13 protein-coding genes are annotated in these 17,435 nt (G+C 69.3%); 7 read left to right on the top strand and 6 right to left on the bottom strand.

Going from position 1 to position 17,435, the window contains the following annotated elements:
• The first annotated feature begins 127 nt into the window (after positions 1-127).
• From pepN to IEY89_RS20780, 5 genes are all read left to right on the top strand, one after another.
• Positions 128-2,734 (top strand): aminopeptidase N, encoded by a 2,607-nt coding sequence (gene pepN / locus IEY89_RS20760; RefSeq protein ID WP_189148946.1) that lies wholly within the window; start codon positions 128-130, stop codon positions 2,732-2,734.
• 469 nt (positions 2,735-3,203) lie between these two features.
• Positions 3,204-3,809, top strand: a complete 606-nt coding sequence (locus IEY89_RS20765) for an ATP-binding cassette domain-containing protein (RefSeq protein ID WP_189148947.1) — start codon at positions 3,204-3,206, stop codon at positions 3,807-3,809.
• Entirely contained in the window at positions 3,806-4,675 is an 870-nt protein-coding gene (locus tag IEY89_RS20770; RefSeq protein ID WP_189148948.1) for an ABC transporter permease, read from the top strand. The genes IEY89_RS20765 and IEY89_RS20770 overlap by 4 nt, the downstream gene beginning before the upstream one ends.
• A 15-nt stretch (positions 4,676-4,690) precedes the next feature.
• A complete protein-coding gene (gene uppS, locus IEY89_RS20775; RefSeq protein WP_189148949.1) occupies positions 4,691-6,565 on the top strand; it encodes a polyprenyl diphosphate synthase in 1,875 nt (624 codons plus the stop codon).
• 361 nt (positions 6,566-6,926) lie between these two features.
• Positions 6,927-7,997 (top strand): hypothetical protein, encoded by a 1,071-nt coding sequence (locus IEY89_RS20780; RefSeq protein WP_189148950.1) that lies wholly within the window; start codon positions 6,927-6,929, stop codon positions 7,995-7,997.
• Positions 7,998-8,093: 96 nt separating this feature from the next.
• Here the strand turns inward: IEY89_RS20780 and IEY89_RS20785 are convergent, their stop codons facing one another.
• On the bottom strand, positions 8,094-9,260 hold the full coding sequence (locus IEY89_RS20785) for a serine hydrolase domain-containing protein (protein WP_229695332.1): 1,167 nt from the start codon (positions 9,258-9,260) through the stop codon (positions 8,094-8,096).
• Positions 9,261-9,321: 61 nt separating this feature from the next.
• Between IEY89_RS20785 and IEY89_RS20790 the strand changes: the two genes are divergently transcribed.
• Complete coding sequence (locus tag IEY89_RS20790; RefSeq protein ID WP_308437452.1) at positions 9,322-10,215, top strand: DUF5753 domain-containing protein; 894 nt, start codon at positions 9,322-9,324, stop codon at positions 10,213-10,215.
• Positions 10,216-10,218: 3 nt separating this feature from the next.
• Complete coding sequence (locus IEY89_RS20795; RefSeq protein WP_189148951.1) at positions 10,219-10,440, top strand: DUF397 domain-containing protein; 222 nt, start codon at positions 10,219-10,221, stop codon at positions 10,438-10,440.
• Between the two features lie 340 nt (positions 10,441-10,780).
• On the opposite strand, the gene IEY89_RS20800 is transcribed toward IEY89_RS20795, so the two are convergent.
• The 5 genes from IEY89_RS20800 to IEY89_RS20820 all read right to left on the bottom strand — a co-directional run bounded on the left by IEY89_RS20800 (position 10,781) and on the right by IEY89_RS20820 (position 17,313).
• Positions 10,781-12,016 (bottom strand): MFS transporter, encoded by a 1,236-nt coding sequence (locus IEY89_RS20800; RefSeq protein ID WP_189148952.1) that lies wholly within the window; start codon positions 12,014-12,016, stop codon positions 10,781-10,783.
• 174 nt (positions 12,017-12,190) lie between these two features.
• Entirely contained in the window at positions 12,191-13,363 is a 1,173-nt protein-coding gene (locus tag IEY89_RS20805) for an acyl-CoA dehydrogenase family protein (protein ID WP_229695333.1), read from the bottom strand.
• A 262-nt stretch (positions 13,364-13,625) separates the two neighbouring features.
• A complete protein-coding gene (locus IEY89_RS20810; RefSeq protein WP_189148954.1) occupies positions 13,626-14,414 on the bottom strand; it encodes an IclR family transcriptional regulator in 789 nt (262 codons plus the stop codon).
• A gap of 397 nt (positions 14,415-14,811) precedes the next feature.
• Entirely contained in the window at positions 14,812-16,599 is a 1,788-nt protein-coding gene (locus tag IEY89_RS20815) for a TIGR03767 family metallophosphoesterase (protein ID WP_189148955.1), read from the bottom strand.
• A gap of 210 nt (positions 16,600-16,809) precedes the next feature.
• A complete protein-coding gene (locus tag IEY89_RS20820; protein WP_189148956.1) occupies positions 16,810-17,313 on the bottom strand; it encodes an NUDIX hydrolase in 504 nt (167 codons plus the stop codon).
• Positions 17,314-17,435: the final 122 nt, after the last annotated feature.

Consider the following 17,435-nt stretch of genomic DNA (forward strand, 5'->3'; position numbering starts at 1 on the left):
GAGAAAGATGCACTTTCAACAGGCAACACATCCCCGCCTCCATTGCATTCCCGGGTGCCCGGTGTCAGTGGCGCGTGGCAGGATCGGTGCTGGTCGGCCGTATTGATGACAATCGAGGGAGCGTTCCGTGCCCGGTGAGAATCTGTCCCGCGACGAGGCCCGGGAGCGGGCCGCCCTGCTGTCCGTCGACGGGTACGAGGTGTTCCTCGACGTGCGGTCGGCCCTGGGGGACACAGGCAGTACGGGTGACACGGGCGGGAGCGGTGCGGGCGGGGCTCGGACCTTCCGGTCCGTGACCACGATCCGGTTCCGGTGCACCGAGCCCGGCGCCGCCAGTTTCGCGGATCTCATCGCGCCGAGTGTGACCGCCGTCTCCCTGAACGGCCGAGATCTCGACCCGGGGGCCGTCTTCGACGGGACGCGCATCCTGCTGGAGGATCTCGCCGCGGACAACGAGCTGGTCGTCGACGCGCAGTGCGCCTACTCCCGCACCGGCGAGGGCCTGCACCGCTTCGTCGACCCCGAGGACGGCGAGGTGTACCTGTACACGCAGTACGAGCCCGCCGACTCCCGCCGCGTCTTCGCCAACTTCGAGCAGCCCGACCTCAAGGCCCCCTTCCGGTTCGAGGTGCGGGCGCCGGAGGAGTGGGTCGCGTGGAGCAACGGGGCCGGGGAACTCGTCGACGGTGTGTGGCGATTCGCCGAGACCAAGCCGATCTCCACGTACATCACCACCATCCTCGCGGGGCCGTATCACTACGTCACCGATTCCTACTCCCGTACGTTCGCCGACGGTACGACCCTCGACATCCCCCTCGGCGCGATGTGCCGCAAGGGTCTCGCCCCCCACTTCGACTCCGACGACGTCTTCCTCGTCACCAAGCAGGGGCTGGACTTCTTCCACGACCACTTCGACTACCCGTACCCCTTCGGGAAGTACGACCAGGCCTTCGTGCCCGAGTACAACCTCGGCGCGATGGAGAACCCGGGGCTGGTCACCTTCCGCGAGGAGTTCATCTTCCGGGGGAAGGTGACGCAGGCGGCGTACGAGCGGCGGGCGAACGTCGTCCTGCACGAGATGGCCCACATGTGGTTCGGCGACCTCGTCACCATGGAGTGGTGGGACGACCTGTGGCTCAAGGAGTCCTTCGCCGACTTCATGGGCTCCTTCTCGCTCGTCGAGGCGACCCGTTTCACCAGCGGCTGGGTCACCTTCGCCAACAACCGCAAGGCCTGGGCCTATCGCGCCGACCAGCTTCCCTCCACGCACCCGGTCACGGCCGACATCCGCGACCTGGAGGACGCCAAGCTCAACTTCGACGGCATCACCTACGCCAAGGGTGCCTCCGTACTCAAGCAGCTCGTCGCCTACGTGGGACCGGACGCGTTCCTCGAAGGCGCGCGGCGGTACTTCAAGCGGCACGCGTACGGCAACACGCGCCTCGGCGATCTGCTGTCCGTGCTGGAGGAGACCAGTGGGCGGGACATGGCCTCCTGGTCGCGTGCCTGGCTGCAGACCGCCGGGGTCAACTCCCTCACCCCGGCGGTGCTGTTGAGCGCGGACGGGCTGATCACCGAGCTGGCCGTGATCCAGGAGGCCGCCGAGTCGCACCCCGAGCTGCGGCCCCACCGCGTGGCTGTGGGCCTCTACCGGCGTTCCCCGGACGGGGTGTTGGAGCGGTACGCGCGTGCCGAGGTCGATGTCGACGGGCCTCGCACCGTGGTCGGTGAGCTGGTCGGGAGCGAGGCCCCCGACCTCGTTCTCGTCAACGACGACGACCTGACGTACTGCAAGATCCGGTTCGACGAAGGGTCGTTGGCGACGCTGCGGGCGCACCTCGGTGACATCACCGACCCGCTCGCCCGCGCCCTGTGCTGGTCCGCGCTGTGGAACCTGACGCGGGACGCGCTGATGCCGGCCCGGGACTTCGTCGACCTGGTACTGCGGTTCGCGGGGAGCGAGTCGGACATCGGCGTCCTCCAGATGCTGCACGCCTGGGCGAACTCCGCGCTCACCCACTACGCGGCCCCCGACTGGCGGGCGACCGGTGAACGCCTGCTCGCCGAGGGCGCGTTGAAGGAACTCCGGCTCGCCGAACCGGGCAGCCAGCACCAGCTGACGTGGGCCCGCTTCCTGGCGGCCGTGGCGTCGAGCGAGGCCGATCTCCAGCTGCTCCAGGGGTTGTTGGAAGGCACGGCGAAGATCGACGGTCTCGACGTCGACCAGGAGCTGCGGTGGACATTCCTGGAGCCGCTCACCTCGCACGGCGTCGCCGACGAGAAGACGGTCGCCGCCGAACTCGCCCGCGACGACACGGCGTCCGGCAAGCGCCACCAGGTCCGCTGTCTCGCCGCCCGCCCCTCGGCCGCCGTCAAGGCGCAGGCGTGGGCCCAGGTCGTCGAGTCCGACAAGCTGTCCAACGCCCTAGTCGAGGCCACCATCTCGGGCTTCGTCCAGGGCTCGCAGCGGGAGCTTCTCGCGCCGTACGCGGAGAAGTACTTCGCGGTGATCGAGCGGACATGGGCCGACCGCTCGATCCAGATCGGGATGGACGTCGTACGCGGCCTGTTCCCGTCCCTCCAGGACTCGCCGGAGACCCTGGCGGCGACGGACACATGGCTGACGGACCACGCGGACGCGGCACCTGCCCTGCGACGCCTGGTCCTGGAGGCCCGGGACGACCTGGCCCGCGCACTCCGGGCACAGGCGTGCGACGGGGCGGCGGCGCGGTGAGGGGCGGCTCCGCCGGGTGATCTGTCCGGCGGGGCGGTGGACAGCCGTCCCGCCGACAGGACGGGTACTGGCGCGGGCGCCGAACCCGAACAGGCGGGCTGCTGGTGCCAGTGCGGGAGCGTGGTGCGGCCACCGGGGTCGGGCACCGGACGCGGGTGCGGGTGCCCTGTCGACGGTGGCCGGCCTGCCGACCGGCACGACCGGGAGCGGAGCGTGTGTGCGGGGGGAGGGCGGAACCGGAGCGGGTGCGCGGTACCGCCGGCGACAACGGCGCCGGGTTCCGGAGAGTACTGGCGGTGTGCGCCCAACCCGCCTGTTGGCAACGTGGCGTTGACAGCTTCTTGGGTGCCCCATCACGTTCTGGTCCAGTCTCCCGGCAGTCCTGAAGGCGCCAGAGCTCGTATCTTTTCCGCTCCGTGATCGTTGGGAAATCCGTTCGCGATTGGTCCAGGGGTGGGGGGAGGCGGGCGTGGAGGTCAGGGATGTGCATCATGCCTACCGTCGGCGTGTGGTCCTGCGGGGCGTTGATCTGCGGCTTCGGGCAGGGGTGTTGTGTGGGATCGTCGGGGAGAACGGCGCCGGCAAGTCAACTCTGCTGAAGATCCTTTCCGGTGAGCTGCGGCCCTCCCACGGCACGGTCCGTCATGGTGGCCGGTTCGGTTACTGCCCGCAGCACGTGGTCCTCAACGACGCGCTGACTGTCCGGCAGCACCTGAGGTTCTTGCAGAAGGCCTACCGGCTGACCGATCTGCGGTATGCCGAGCAGGTCATGGACGTGCTGGGGTTCGCCGGTTACGCCGATGAGCGGGCAGGGATCCTCAGCGGCGGGACGCGGCAGAAGCTGAACGTGACGCTCGCGCTGATGCACGATCCTCAGGTGCTGTTGCTGGACGAGCCGTATCAGGGGTTCGACTGGGACACCTACCAGCGATTCTGGGATCTCGCCGTGCGGCTGCGTGATGCGGGGCGTTCGGTCCTGGTCGTCTCCCATCTGGCGTACGACACCGAGCGCCTGGACGAGTTGTGGCGTCTGGACGGCGGGCTCCTCCACCCGGACCGGGTGGAGGGGGCGTGAGGTTCCACTGGACCCGGTTCGCTCTCGCCACCGGCTTCGCGCTGATCGAGCATGGCCGCAACCGGTTCGCCATGGTCCTCGTGACCCTGTTCGTCCCCCTGTGGACGACTCTGGCCTTCGTGGCGATGCCCGACACCCCGGCGCACATGCGGCTGCGCGCCACCGGGGAGACGCTGGCGCCCCATGGCAACGAGCTGACGGAGCTCAGCGGCGCGCTCAACGCGGTCACCCTGATCACCGGTTTCATGATGTTCGCCGCCACCTTCTCCGGCAACAGCTTCGACCGCCGACTGGCGATGGCCGGCTATCCCCGCGCCCACCTCGTCCTGGCCAAGGTCACCGCGCTGGCGCTGATCTCGGCCGCGGTCGCCGCCTACGCCACCGCGGTCACCTGCCTGGCCTGGACACCCCGGCAGCCGCTGCTGCTCGCCGCCGCGCTGTTCGGCGCCGGGCTCACCTACGGCGCCCTCGGCGTCGGCTTCGGCTCGGTACTGCACCGGGAGGTCGAGGGCATGTTCGCCATCGTGATGACCAGCATCATCGACCTCGCGCTGCAGAACCCGGTCACGAGCTCCGGGGCGGACAACCCGCTCACGCGCTACCTGCCCTCCTACGGAGCCATGCAGGCCAGCACGGCGGCGGGATTCTCCACCAGCCCGGTCCCGCGCCATCTGGCCATCCAGTTCACCTGGTTCGCGGGAGCGGCCCTGATCGCCCTGGTGGGCTTTCGCCGCAGCACCCGCAGCACCCTGCCCGTCACCGCACAGCCCCCTGATCCCAAGCCGAGAAACGGCGACTTCTCCCTTCCCGCGCCGCGCCGAACCGCCGAGCCATCGGCTTCGCTGTCCGACACGGAAACACCCTGAGGTCCACGTCCCGAGATGCGCACGAAACCGCAGCCCACCCCCGCCCCCCTCCACAGCGTCACGCACGCGCGGCGGAGCCGAGCCGCCTCCCGGGCGCTGATGGGCGAGGACCCCGCCCTGCGTGCGGGCTACCGGCTGTGCCGCCGCATCACACGGCAGCACGATCCGGCGATCTACGCCCTCGTCCAGCTCATGCCGGCCGTGCTGCGCCCGGCGTGCTGGGCCCTGTGGGCGGCTGTCACCGTGCTTGACGACCTGGCGGACACACCGGATACGGAGCCGGCCCAGCGCGCGGCCCGCGTCGAGGCGTGGACCCGGGCGCTGAAACAGGACCTGACGGCGGGCACGAGCACGGACCCCGTCCGGTACGCCGTGGTGGACACGGCGGGGCGGTGGCGTCTGGACCTGTCCGACCTGCAGGGCGCGATGGCCAGGACACGGGAGGACGCTCTCGGTCTGCGCTTCACCGACTGGGCCGCGTGGCGGGCCTGGTGCAACGAGGAAATCGTGCCCTGGGGCGATCAAGCACGACAGCTGCTCGAACGGGCAGGCGCGCCGATGACGCTACGGCTGGACCGGCACGCCGACTACGAACAATTCATGGACGGCACCCAGCTCATCAACATGCTCACCGACCTGAGCACCGACCTCGCCCAGGGGCACATGCTCCTGCCGCAGGAAGCCCTGGAACCCTTCCCCGGCGCAGAGGCGGACTTGACCCAGGGCCGCTGGAGTCCGGCCGTGGCGGCGTTGATCGCCGAGCTGACGGCCCTGGCCCGCAGGCGGGTGACCAGGCCCGCCATGACGAGGGGTATGCACCCGGGCCCCGCCAACGTGCTCGACACGGCGGCCGACCTGATGCGTCTCCAACTCGACGCCATCGAAGCGGCCGGCCCCACCCTGCTGACACGCCCCCCGCGCCCCTCCGTCGCGGCCCACACCCGCGTGCTGCTCCCCGCCCGCCTCCGCTCGGCCCTGGCCTGGAGCCTGACTCCCCTGACCGTGCCGGGCCCCCGGCCCCCCGCGGTGGGCGTGGGCGATCCGGGTCCGGCGACCCACGACACCGGGCTCCGGCCCCCGCCACCGCACCCCGACGGCGTCCGGCCCCCGCGGATCGCCGCCGACCGGATGCCCTCCCATGTGGCGGTCATCATGGACGGCAACGGCCGCTGGGCCGAGCAGCGCGGCCTGCCCCGCCACGAAGGCCACCGCGCCGGCACCGCCGCGCTGCACGAGATGGTTTACGGCGCTCTGGAGATCGGCCTGCGCCACCTGACCCTCTACACGTTCTCCACCGAGAACTGGAAACGCGGCACAGAGGAGATCACCACGATCCTGGAGACAGTCCGGCACGAACTCGACGAGGGCCCCTTCCGTGACCTGGACGTGCGCCAGCGCTGGTCCGGCCGTCCCGACAAACTGCCCGAGGACCTCGTCCACGCCCTCAGGCGCGAACAGCAGCGCACCCGCACCCGCACCGGACTGACCCTCACCGTGTGTATCAACTACGGCGGCCGTGACGAGATCACCCGGACCGCCGCGGCCCTCGCCCAGGCAGCCCGAGAAGGCGAAGTAGACCCCCACCTTCTTGGCGAAGACGACTTCGCCCGCCATCTCCCCTACCCCGACATGCCGGACGTCGACCTGCTGTGGCGCACCGGCAACGAACAGCGCACCTCCAACTTCCTTCCCTGGCACGCCACTTACGCAGAGCTGCACTTCACCCCCGGCTACTGGCCCGACAACGACCGACGTGACCTGTGGCAGGCCATCACCGAATACGGCCGACGCCAACGCCGCCACGGCGCCGTTCCCGCGCCCCTCGCCTCCCCCGAGAAGCACCGCCCGTCCCCGGACGTCCCCGCACGTCCGGCTTGCCCCCGCCACTGACGCATGCCGGCTCGGAGCAACCCGCTGTTCCACTCCTGAATCAGCGGCCGGTCGTGTGTCTGCGGGTCGCGCCGGTACAGGATGTCTCGCCTGCGAGTGGGGCCCACCGGGCTTCACCGGGCCGGCTGAGGACCCCGAAGCTGCACAGAGATCATTGAGCGCCGGGTCGGACCCGGAATCCGGGCCTCGGAGGCCGCCGGTCCCACCGTTACCGAACCCGGGCACTCGATGCCGTAACCCCCGGATGGACCAGCGCCTTTCGGCACTCGAACGCTTGCACTTTAGGGCGAGCTTGTCCTGAATTGTCGACGGGCGTGTAACAGCGGTTAGGGGGCGGATCGGACACGGGAAAGTCGGAGTCATGACCCACAACACCCCGCTCTCCCCGAGCACCCGCCCCCTCCGCCACCTGCCGCACGTACAGCGCCGGGTGCTGACCACCGCGCAGCTGCGGGCGAACGGCGTCGCCCCCGCCGAGGCGAACGAGCAGTGCCGGTCCGGTGGACCCTGGCAGCAGATCCTGCCGGGTGTGTTCCTGCTGCACCCGGGCCCGCCCACCAGCGAGGAACGGCTGCACGCGGTACTGCTGTACGCGGCGAAGGAGCGGACGGCGACGGGAGTTCCGGCCCAGCCCGACTCCCAGGAGCCGTACCGGGAGCGCGGCCGTCCGGTCTACGCCGAGGCCATGATCACCGGCCTCGCCGCGCTCGCCCTGCACGGTTTCTCGTCCGCGCCGGCGCTGCTGTCCCTCGACACCTTCGACGTCCTGGTCCCCCGGCTGCGCCGGCTGCGCTCGACGGGCTGCGTCCGCATCCTCCGTTCCTCGGCGCTGCCCACGCCCGAGCTGATCGACGGGCTGCCGGTCGCGCCGGTCGCGCGCGCCCTCGCCGACGCGGTGGCCGGACTCACGGACGCGGGCGCCGTACGCCGGCTGCTGACCGACGCGGTACGCGGCGGCCACTGCGAACCTGCCTCGGTGGTACGGGAGTTGAACCAGGGCCGACTGCTGAGCCGGCCGCATGTCGTGGACGCCGTCGACTCCTTGCTCGCCGAGGGCCGGGCGGTCGCGGAGGACCGGCTGTACCGGATGGTGCGCGAACACGGCCTCCCGGACCCGGTCTGGAACGTCGATCTGCGTCTGCCCGGCGGCCCGCATCTCGGCGGCCTCGACGCCTACTGGCCCGACCAGGCGGTGGCGGTGGAGCTGGACACCCGCACCCCGCTCCCGGGCCACCGGCAGGAGGACGACGCGCTCTGGTCGGAGTACGCCCGTAAGCGCGAGCACCTGGAGCGGCTGGGCATCACGGTCGTCCACATCACACCGCGCAAGCTGCGCGAGGCGATCGAGCAGCAGGCAACTGTCGTCCGTACGGCTCTGATGGCGTCGGGGGACCGCGAGCCGGCGGCGTACGTCGTGGTGCTGCCCCGGTAGTGACGGACCGGGCGGTACCAGGAGGGGAGAGGAGGGGCCGCCGGGCGACCGGGGGCCCCTCCTCATTTGCTCAGGGCTGCCCGGTCTCCCTCTGCGTCACTTCTCGGTCCCGCAGAACTCCGCCTCGCCGATCTTCATCAGGTTGCCGCTCCAGTCGCCGTTGAAGTTGAAGGCGAGCGAGTGCTTGCCGTCGGCCGTGGTGACCGCCACCGAGTTGGAACCGTGGATGCCACCACTGTGACCCCAGACCTTGACCCCGCAGCTCAGTTCGTTCTCCATGAGCCCGAGCCCGTAGCGCCCGTCGGGCACGCCGGTGGCGACCGTCGTCTTCATCTCGGCGAGTTGCTCGGCGGGCACGACCTTGCCGCGCAGAAGCGCCGAGTAGAAGCGGTTCAGGTCACCGGCGTTGGAGATGATCTCGCCCGCGGCGTTCGCCACCGTGGGGTTGAGCTCCGTGACGTCGTAGACCCTGCCGGTGGGCTCGACGAACTTCGAGTACGCGCGGCTGCTGCGCTGGGGCACCTTGACGCTCGTACCCGGCATGTACGTGCCGTGCAGCCCGAGCGGCTCGATGACGCGCCGCCGGACCTCGTCGCCGTACGAGTTGCCGGTCACCTTCTCGATGACCATGCCGGCGAGCGTGTAGTTGGTGTTCGAGTAGCCCCAGTCGGTGCCTGGGGCGAACGCGGACTGGTGGCCCATGGCGATCTTGACGATCTCGTCCGGGGTCCAGGTGCGGTACCGGTTCTTGAAGAAGCCCTCCGGGAGGAAGATCTCGCTCTGGAGTTGCTTGTCCTCCGTGTAGTTGAAGATGCCGCTGGTGTGGTTGAGGAGCTGGCGGAGAGTGATCTTCCGTCCGTCGTGGCCGTTGCCGCTGACGACTCCTGGCAGCCACTTGTCTACGGTGTCGTCGAGCGACACCCGTCCCTCGGCCTCCAGTTGGAGCAGGACGGTCGCGATGAAGGTCTTCGTGATGCTGCCGGCCCGGAAGTTGTCGTGGGCGCTGCGCGGCTGCTTGGTCCTGAGGTTGCCCACACCGGCGGTCGCTTTCCAGACCCCGTGCCGGTCCTTGGCCTGAAGGGCCACACCGGGTACGCCGTCCTTGACGGCGGCGTTCATGGCAGCGCGGGTGGCCTGATGACCACCGCCCCGCTCGGCCGGCGCCGCCGCCACCGCGGGCGCCGCGAACGCGCCTGCCGCGACGGCGATCGCCGCGGCCATCCCCACGAGCCTCTTCCTGCCCGGCCTCTTGTCGACTGACATGCCGTTCCCCCTTGTTCCGGTGCTGCGGTCGGGGGGAGGGACACGGGGGGCGGACCGGAGGTTGACAGAGGCGTGGACAGTTGGGCGCTTTTCAGCCTTTGGGTCCGTTGAGGCTCGCTCGCACGGTTTTGCCGACGCCGGCACGCAGGAACCAGTCGAGGGAGTCGGCGAGCTGCTGCACGACGATCAGGCCGCGCCCTCGCGTATCTCGGAGGCGTCCCTGCAACGGATCGAGACGGGGTCACTGAACTTCCGTTACGTGGGCGACCTCCGAAGGCTCCTCACCAAGTACGGCGTATCGGACGAGGAGGTCATCGAGTCCCTCATCAGCCTCAACAGGGAGTCAAACCAGCAGGATTGGCTTACGCAGTACCGGGGGCTGATGCCGGCGGGGATGCCGGGGTTCGTGGGGCTCGAACCGGAAGCTCGCACGATGAAGGCCTACCACCCGACGATCGTCTACGGCCTACTGCAGACCAAGGCCTATGCGCGCGCGACGCACGAGCTGCACAAGCCTGTTGAGGAGTACACCTCGGAGTTCATCCGAAGTAGCGTGGAATTGCGGATGAAGCGCCAGGAGGTGCTCACCCAGGAGAATCCGGTCAAGTTGCACGTCATCCTCGGCGAGGCCGCGTTGCGGTATCCGGTGGGGGGTACCGACGTGATGCGCGAACAGTACGCGAGGCTTGAGGAGTTGTCGGGGTGGGACCACGTCACCATCCAGGTGCTGCCGTTCCGCCGGAGCTACCGCGCGACCAACGACTTCGCGATTCTCGACTTCGGCAATCAACTTCCGCCACGCGTTCAGGCCGACAGCGCCTGGGGTTCCGTATCGACCTCGGACAAGCCCCGTGAGGTCGACAGGTTCATCCGCCGGTTCGAGGCCATGGCAGCATCAGCTCTGCCACCCGAGGACACCCCCGATTTCCTGCACCAACTAGAACGAGAGCCGTAACCCATGCCTACCAACGCGCCCAAACTCGCCCCTGAGCACGCCTGGTTCAAGTCCTCGTACAGCGACCCCGGCCAGAACTGCGTCGAGGCAACCCACTTCCTCGCGGCCCCCGGCATAGCCCTCCGCGACTCCAAGAACCCCACCGGCCCCGCCCTCCACCTCACCCCAACCGCCTGGACAGCCTTCGTCACGCACCTCTGCGAAGGCCCGGTCACCAGGGCCTGAGCAGCCGAGGGCCGCCGCGTCGGCGTGAAAATCTGGCGCGGCGCCGCTCCACTCCGCCCCGGACCTCGAAAAGGCGAAGACAGCATACGGACGGTGCCTCGGCGGGCCGGTGCGGTGGGCGGATGCGGACCATTCTGCGCTCGGCCGGGAGGACCAACCAGAGCCTGCCGTTCCCTGGGAAAGGAGCCTTGTTCCACGGCGGCCCGATGCCCCACTGGCAGAGCAACAGCACGAGCCTGCGGCTGGTGGTAGCGGACGCTGCCTCGCCGACGGCGGCGATCGATGGCCCTCCTCCTGCCGCCGACGGTTTGAGGCTGTGCCCACCGGTCGGGTGCGGTGGTCAGGCGTCCGGAACGCGTTCGGCGTGGACTCTTTGGGCAGAGAGGTCGGGAGGCTCGGTGTCGAGCGCGGGATATCGAGGCAGGAAGAACGCCATGGCAAGGGCGACAGCGCTGGCGATGATCAGGCCCAGGAGGGGGCCGTCATAACTCGATGTCCGCTCTGCCGCACTCTGCACCACGACGGGTATGAAGGCCATCGCAAGCATGGAGAACCCCAAGCTCAGGGCCTGCAACTGTGCGAAGTCCCGAAGGCCGAAGTACCGGGCGATCAGGTAGGGGCCGATCGTCGATTCAGCGCCCCTGACCACCCCGAGCAGGAACATCGCGATGAACAGAACCGGCACCGTGTCATAGACGCCGGCCAGGATCACCAGGGCGACCAGGACACACGCGACCAACGGCACGAGCACCCAGGGTGACCTCGCGCGGTCGAGGATCACTCCGGCGAGGAGCAGGCCGACGATCGACGCGGAGAACTGCGCCGACAGCGCCAGCGACACGGTCCCGGATGAGTATCCGTGGTCGTCGAGCATCGAGACGGCATTCTGCGACACGCTCACCACCGCGCCCCCGGCCAGCGCGAAGATCAGCAGGCTGAGCACCCACGCCCGGCTGCGGATGGCCTTTCGCAACGGCACGCCCGGCAGCCCGGTCAGCACCGGCATGGCGGCCGGCCCGCCCTCCCCCGCTGGGACGCCGCTCGGCCGCTGGAGCGATTCGGGTTCGGACAGCAGGAAGACCTGGGCGGGCAGGACCACAACGAGAATGGCGGCGCCCAGCAGGACAAAGGTGGCCCGCCAGCCAGCAGAGCCGATCAACTGTTCGGACATGGGGGAGAACACGGCGCTCGCGAAGCTCGACACCACACCGACCGAGGCGAACGCCACGCCCCTGTGGTGGGGGAACCACAGCAGAATCACCTTGAAGACGACGACCGCACCGATGTAGCCGAATCCCATAGAGAGCACCAGGAGCGCACCCAACGCGAGTTGGTTCGCTCCCACGAGGGCTGTGGCAGCCGTGGTGAGCGCATAGAGCACAACGCTCAGGACTGAGACCCGCTTCACTCCCCACCGGTCTATCCAGCGACCGCCGAAGGGCAGCACGAAGGGCACGATCAGCATCGGCAGTGAGAACAGGGTCAAAGTCGCGGACTCCGCCCAGCCGAATTCCTTGGAGACAGGGCCGATGAAAAACGTCGTGGTCGCCGCCAGCACTCCGGCAGGGCTCAGCATCGTGGCGATACCGCAGGCGATCAGGGCCATCCACGCCGGCCGGGGGTACCTGCGCATCGACGAGAAGTACGCCGACATCGAGCTGGAACTCGACACGGTGGAACCGGCGAATTGAGACGGCTCCGGATTGGGTGAGTAGGACACCGTTGTCCCCTTCGCTTTCCGTCGTTACCGTCAGCCGGTGGTGGGGGGTTCGAGTGCCGCGAACATGGGGAACGGCGGGAGCCCGAAAATGTTCCGGCCGTTGATCTCAGCCATGGGGTCGAGGCGAAGCGCACCGTGCGTGGCCAGGACGCGCATGTCGCGCACGAAGCGCTGGATCGGATTCTTCAGGCTCACGGTGGACGACCCCAGCGCGAGCTGGAGCATGTCGACAGCCTGCCCACACTGGTGAATGGCGTGGACGAGATCCATGGCGATCTCGGGCTCCTCGGCGAAACCGAAGTCCCGGCCGCTCAGCACCCGCCGGTCCACCTCGTCGACGTGCATGTGGACCACGGCCGCGGCGGCGTTGATCACCGCCCGCGCCTTCCCCGCGGTGACCTGGGCCGACGGCATGTCCGCGACCGTCGGGTAGGGCAGGTTGAACGGCTTGCGCACCTTGGCCTGCTCGGTGAAACACTCCAGGGTGCCCTGCGCCATGCCCAGTGCCAGCGCGGCGAAGCTCGCCGCCGTGCTCACCGACCCGGCCACCGCGCCGCCGCCGAGGGCCCTACCACCGTACTGCTGACGCAGGCTGTCCATGATTTTCGGCAGGTCGGAGGTGTGCACGAAGCGGTGTTCGGGGACGAAGACCTCGCCGTCCACGGTGACGCTGTTGCTGGACGTGCCCTTGAGACCCATGACCTTCCAGTCGTCCAGAATCTGGTACTGGTCACGCGACAGGACGGCGATTCCGCGGCGAGGCCGGCCCGCGTCGTCTTCGTACTCGACCCCGACCGCAGCCCACGCCGCGAACTTGCAGCCGCTGCCGAACGACCACTTGCCGCTGACCATCAGACCGCCGTCCACGCGCCGACCCGACCCGACGCTGGTGGAAAGTACCGACGCGCCGAACACCAGCGGCCCCACCCAGTCGTCGATCATCCCGAAGATCTCGTCGACGGCCTGCTGCGGAAACGCAAGGGTGCTACGGATGCCGCTCGACACGATGACGAGCCACCCCGCCGAGCCGTCTCCCCTGCCGAGCGTGGTGACGATCTCGATGATGTCCCGTGCACCCAGCCCGTAGCCGCCGACCTCCTCCGGAATGGCCATCTTGAAAACACCGGCGTTGTGCAGAGCATCGAGCGCCTCCGGTGCGAGCGCTCCGAGTTCCTCACCCTCCGGCGCATTGCGCCGCAGCATGGGGATCATCCCCGCAACTTCGTCACGGATCTTTTTCCCCGCCGGACTCAGGAACTCCGATTCACTTGCGAATACCGGCCCTGCCCCGGGTGTGATGTCAGCGGAAATGGGCGGGAAATCGTTGGACATGCCGCTCCTCATTGGTTGGTGGAGATTTCCTTGCGCGAGCAGATATGCCGTACTGTACGGTCCAGTACATCATTTGGGCGCAGAGCCGCACCCCCGGTTCCTCTATGTGGAACCCGGGCGTGCGGGGAGGGGCTCAGGCGTCGTCTGAAGCGGTGCCCAACGGCAGTTGAGGCAGAGGACTGTTGCGCAGAGTCCACTGGATACGGGAGGTCGCGTCGAGGATCAGCCCCACGGTCTCCAGGACCTCGGACCTGGTGGACAGCCGGGGGCTGAGCGCGGCAACCCCGAGGCTGCCCACCGGGTCGCCGTTGAGCGTCAAGATCGGAGCGCTGACCTCGTTGACGGCGAGGTCGCTCTCACCGACCGAGTTGGCCCACCCGCGGGTCCGGACGAGGTCCAACTGGCGTGCGAAGCCGTTCCAGTCGGTGACGGTGCGCTCCGTCACCCTGGCAAGGTGGCGCCCGGGATATCGCTCGGCCAGGTCGCGGGGGGAGCAGAACGCCAGCATGGCTTTTCCGGCCGCGACGGAGTGCGCCGGACGAACCTGGCCCATCCGCGAGCCGAGCGGCTGGCTGTCGCAACCGGCCAGTGACAGGACGAAGCGCACGGTCCGGCCCTCGAGAACGCCATGGCTCGTGGTGTAGCCCAGTTCGGCATGGAGGTCCCGCAGAATCGGCGTGATGACATCGTTCAGGGCCACGGCGGAGGCCATCCGTAGTGCGACCTCGTACAGAGCCGGGCCCACGACGTAGCGACCACCTGCATGCTGCTGGCGTACACAGCCGACCGAGACGCAGTTGGCGAGGATGCGGTGCGCGGTGGAACGGGCCACCTGAAGCTCGTCCGCCAGCTCGGACAACGTGACACCACCACGCTGCGCGACGATCAAAACGGCCCGCAGGGCCATCTGTGCCGAGTTCACGGGCATCCTCGTGACTAGCAGGCAAGGATTCTGCGGCCGACAGCTCGCAGCCGTCAGGGCCGGGCGGCCATATTAAGACACAATTACGCTGGAGTTACCTGTGTCTGGGCTGTGAGCTGCGAAGTCATAGCCGCACACCGGGGAACGACGAGCCATGAGGCTGCCCCGAGAGACCGTTCGCACACCCCTGCCATGCCGTGCGCAGCACCGGCCCATGCCCGAACCGCGGCGGGGGTCGGCCCGGGGCGGCCGTCTGCACGGGTTCGGGCTGACGCCGGGGGCCGATTCCCGAAGAACAGGCTCAGCCCGGCCGCCAGCTCCTACCTGCTCGGCGGTCCGCCCTCACGCCGTACGCCATCCGGCACAGGGCCCGCCACGCCGCCCGCCCGACCACCCGTCACCCCTTCTTCAGCACCAGCTCCACGTTCCGGTCCCCCGCGTCGCCCGACAGATCCATCCGCGCTCCCGGCGCGTTGAACGACAACTCCCGGTACAGCGCCGCCAGTCCCGTCTGTGACAGGTCCGCGTAGTCCGTCCGGTTCGGCGCGGCCGACTCCACCATCGTCGTGAACAGCGAGATCGTGCCGTCGTTGTTGTCCACCAGCTCGATGACGCGGGCCAGTTGGGGGAAGTCGATGTGGGACGCCGTCGAGATCTCCCAGAACGAGCGGTCGTCCGGGGCCGCGTGCGCGGTGATGACGTTGCGGTGGATGTGGCCGTTCACCCAGGCCAGGACGTTGCGGTGGCCGGAGAGGAGCGCCACGACGTCCGCGCCGTCGTGGCGCTGTTCGTCCGGGTGGGCCGGGTCGCGGTGGGTGTTGGTCATCGACTCGCTGGTGTGGTGGCTGAAGACCACGGCGTACGAGTCCTTGTGCTCCTGCAACGTCCGGTTCAGCCAGCGCAGTTGGGCCGCGCCGATCGAGCCCTGGTAGTGGCCGCCCGGGTCGGTGGTGTCGATGCTGATGCCGATGACGTCGTCCGAGATGCGGAAGGTGTAGTACTGGGTGCCGGAGTCGAGGTTGGCTGTCGAGTAGCCGTGGCCGACCGGGCCCGCGCCCGCGTACGCCGGGTCCAGGTGCGCCTTCAGGTAGTCGGCCCGGGTGAACGGGGCCCTGTTCTCGTCCGGGGTGACCGAGCGCAGGTCGCGCGCGTGGGCCTGGATCAGCTCCCGGAAGCCGATGCCCCTCGGGTCGTCGGAGCTCCTGATCTGGTCCTGGAGCGCCTTGCTGCGTGCCGTCGGCAGATCCATCAGCTTCTTGCCGCCGACCGCGAAGTCGGTGAGGAAGGGGTCGCTGTGGGAGGCGTAACAGCCGAGGGGCAGGGAGTCGTGGTTGCCGACCGTCGAGTACCAGGGCAGGTTCAGGCCGGGGCTGCGCACCTCCCGTATCGCCGCCGCGAGGAAGCCCTCGATGTGCGGGAAGCCGTGCTGCTTGTCGGAGTCGCGGGTGGCGGAGTCCGGCTGCCAGTAGAGCGGGAGGCCGCTGTTCTGGACGCCTTCGTAGTGGCGCGGGTCACCGGTGTTCGGCGTCATGCGCCCGCCGCTCATCACCTTCATGAACCACTCCAGCTCGGAGTGCGCGTTGTTGTCCGTGTTGTCGCCGGTGGTCATCACGAAGTGCAGCGGGGAGCCGGTGACCGGCGCTCCGCGCAGGGCGTTGATCCGCTCGACCAGCGAGGTCGCGCCCTGCACCGACAGCGCCTCGTGCGGGCGCCAGGCGTGCCGGTCGGCGGAGCGCATGTACTCCAGGCGCAGCGGGTGCTGTACGTCGGTCAGGTGCAGGTCCGTGAACTGGACGAAGGCCGCCATCGTGGTCCGGCGGGCGGCGCGGGCGGACCGGGGTTCGGCCAGTTCCGTCCGGACGACCCGCTGCCAGGCCGGGCCCTCGCCGAGGCGCAGATAGCCGCCGGGGCCGAGGCGCCGGTAGCCGCCCGTGCCGACGGGCACGGAGACCGTGTCGAGCGTGGTGCCCCGGGTGAACGGGGCGAGCCCGGCCGGCGCCGCCTGGCGGGACACCGCCACCGGCCCTTCCGCGGCTGCGGCCTCGGTCGCTGTGGCGGCCTGGCTGTCACTGGGCCGCAGGGCATAGCCGACGCCCGCCGAGACGGACACCGCCCCGGCCGCGGCGAGTACCGTACGTCGATTGACCCCGTGCGTGGAGCTGGCGACAGAGCGTGTGCGCGACATGGCGCGGTCTCCCCGAGTGCGAACGCGTCGGAAGTGGTCACGGGCGATCGCAGTCGCGAACGTCCCGCTCACTCTGGATGCTTGGCATCGGGGATGACCTGCGCGTGAACGAGGCAGCAACGCGCGACGCCGATCTCCGTACGTCGATCTTGGGCCACCTCGCCCGTTCACGACAGCACGGCGAACGGCCCGGAGTCGGTCACTCCGCGTTCATTTTCCGGGGTAACCCCTCTCCACCGGACCCGTCTCCCAGCCCTGCCCCGCGGCCTTCGTCACCCTCCCGGTGACCGGCCGCTCCAGCCACAGTTCCAGCCCGGCGTCCACCATCCGCACCTTCCGCAGCCCCGCGACCGCGCCCAGGTCGTGCCAGGCGGCCAGGTCCGTGGAGCCGTTCGTCTCCGGGCGCAGCTCGCCGCCGGTGATCAGACCCTCGTAGACCAGCCGTAGGCCCTGGTGGTCCACCGGGCGCCGCCGGCGGTGGGTGAACGTGTGGCGGACCGAGTCGATGCCCAGCAGGCCCGTCACGTCGACGCGGTAGCCGGTCTCCTCCATGAGCTCGCGGCGGACCGTGTCGTACGGGTCCTCGCCGTGCTCCATGCCGCCGCCCGGCAGCACCCACTCGTGGCCGCCCCCGTCGGCGGGGCTGCGGGCGAGCAGGATCTGTCCGTTGCGGACGACGACGGCGTACGCGGCTACCCGCAGCGTCTTGCGCATATGGGGACGTTAGCGCGCGGGGCGGGAATGTTCAGTGGAATTGTTCCCGAACGATGCCGGGCGCAACGCGGGACGCCGAGTACGAAACACCGCGATTCGGACTCCATCCAACCAAAGCGCAT

This window comes from Streptomyces lacrimifluminis, from assembly GCF_014646095.1.
Lineage (GTDB): Bacteria > Actinomycetota > Actinomycetes > Streptomycetales > Streptomycetaceae > Streptomyces > Streptomyces lacrimifluminis.

What these genes read in the sequence shown, in the direction of transcription:
- uppS (WP_189148949.1), top strand. Translation starts at nt 4,691, where the DNA reads ATGCGCACGAAACCGCAGCCCACCCCCGCCCCCCTCCACAGCGTCACG.
- IEY89_RS20800 (WP_189148952.1), bottom strand. Translation starts at nt 12,016, where the DNA reads ATGCTGAGCCCTGCCGGAGTGCTGGCGGCGACCACGACGTTTTTCATC.
- IEY89_RS20820 (WP_189148956.1), bottom strand. Translation starts at nt 17,313, where the DNA reads ATGCGCAAGACGCTGCGGGTAGCCGCGTACGCCGTCGTCGTCCGCAAC.
- IEY89_RS20780 (WP_189148950.1), top strand. Translation starts at nt 6,927, where the DNA reads ATGACCCACAACACCCCGCTCTCCCCGAGCACCCGCCCCCTCCGCCAC.
- IEY89_RS20785 (WP_229695332.1), bottom strand. Translation starts at nt 9,260, where the DNA reads ATGTCAGTCGACAAGAGGCCGGGCAGGAAGAGGCTCGTGGGGATGGCC.
- IEY89_RS20795 (WP_189148951.1), top strand. Translation starts at nt 10,219, where the DNA reads ATGCCTACCAACGCGCCCAAACTCGCCCCTGAGCACGCCTGGTTCAAG.
- IEY89_RS20815 (WP_189148955.1), bottom strand. Translation starts at nt 16,599, where the DNA reads ATGTCGCGCACACGCTCTGTCGCCAGCTCCACGCACGGGGTCAATCGA.
- IEY89_RS20805 (WP_229695333.1), bottom strand. Translation starts at nt 13,363, where the DNA reads ATGCTGCGGCGCAATGCGCCGGAGGGTGAGGAACTCGGAGCGCTCGCA.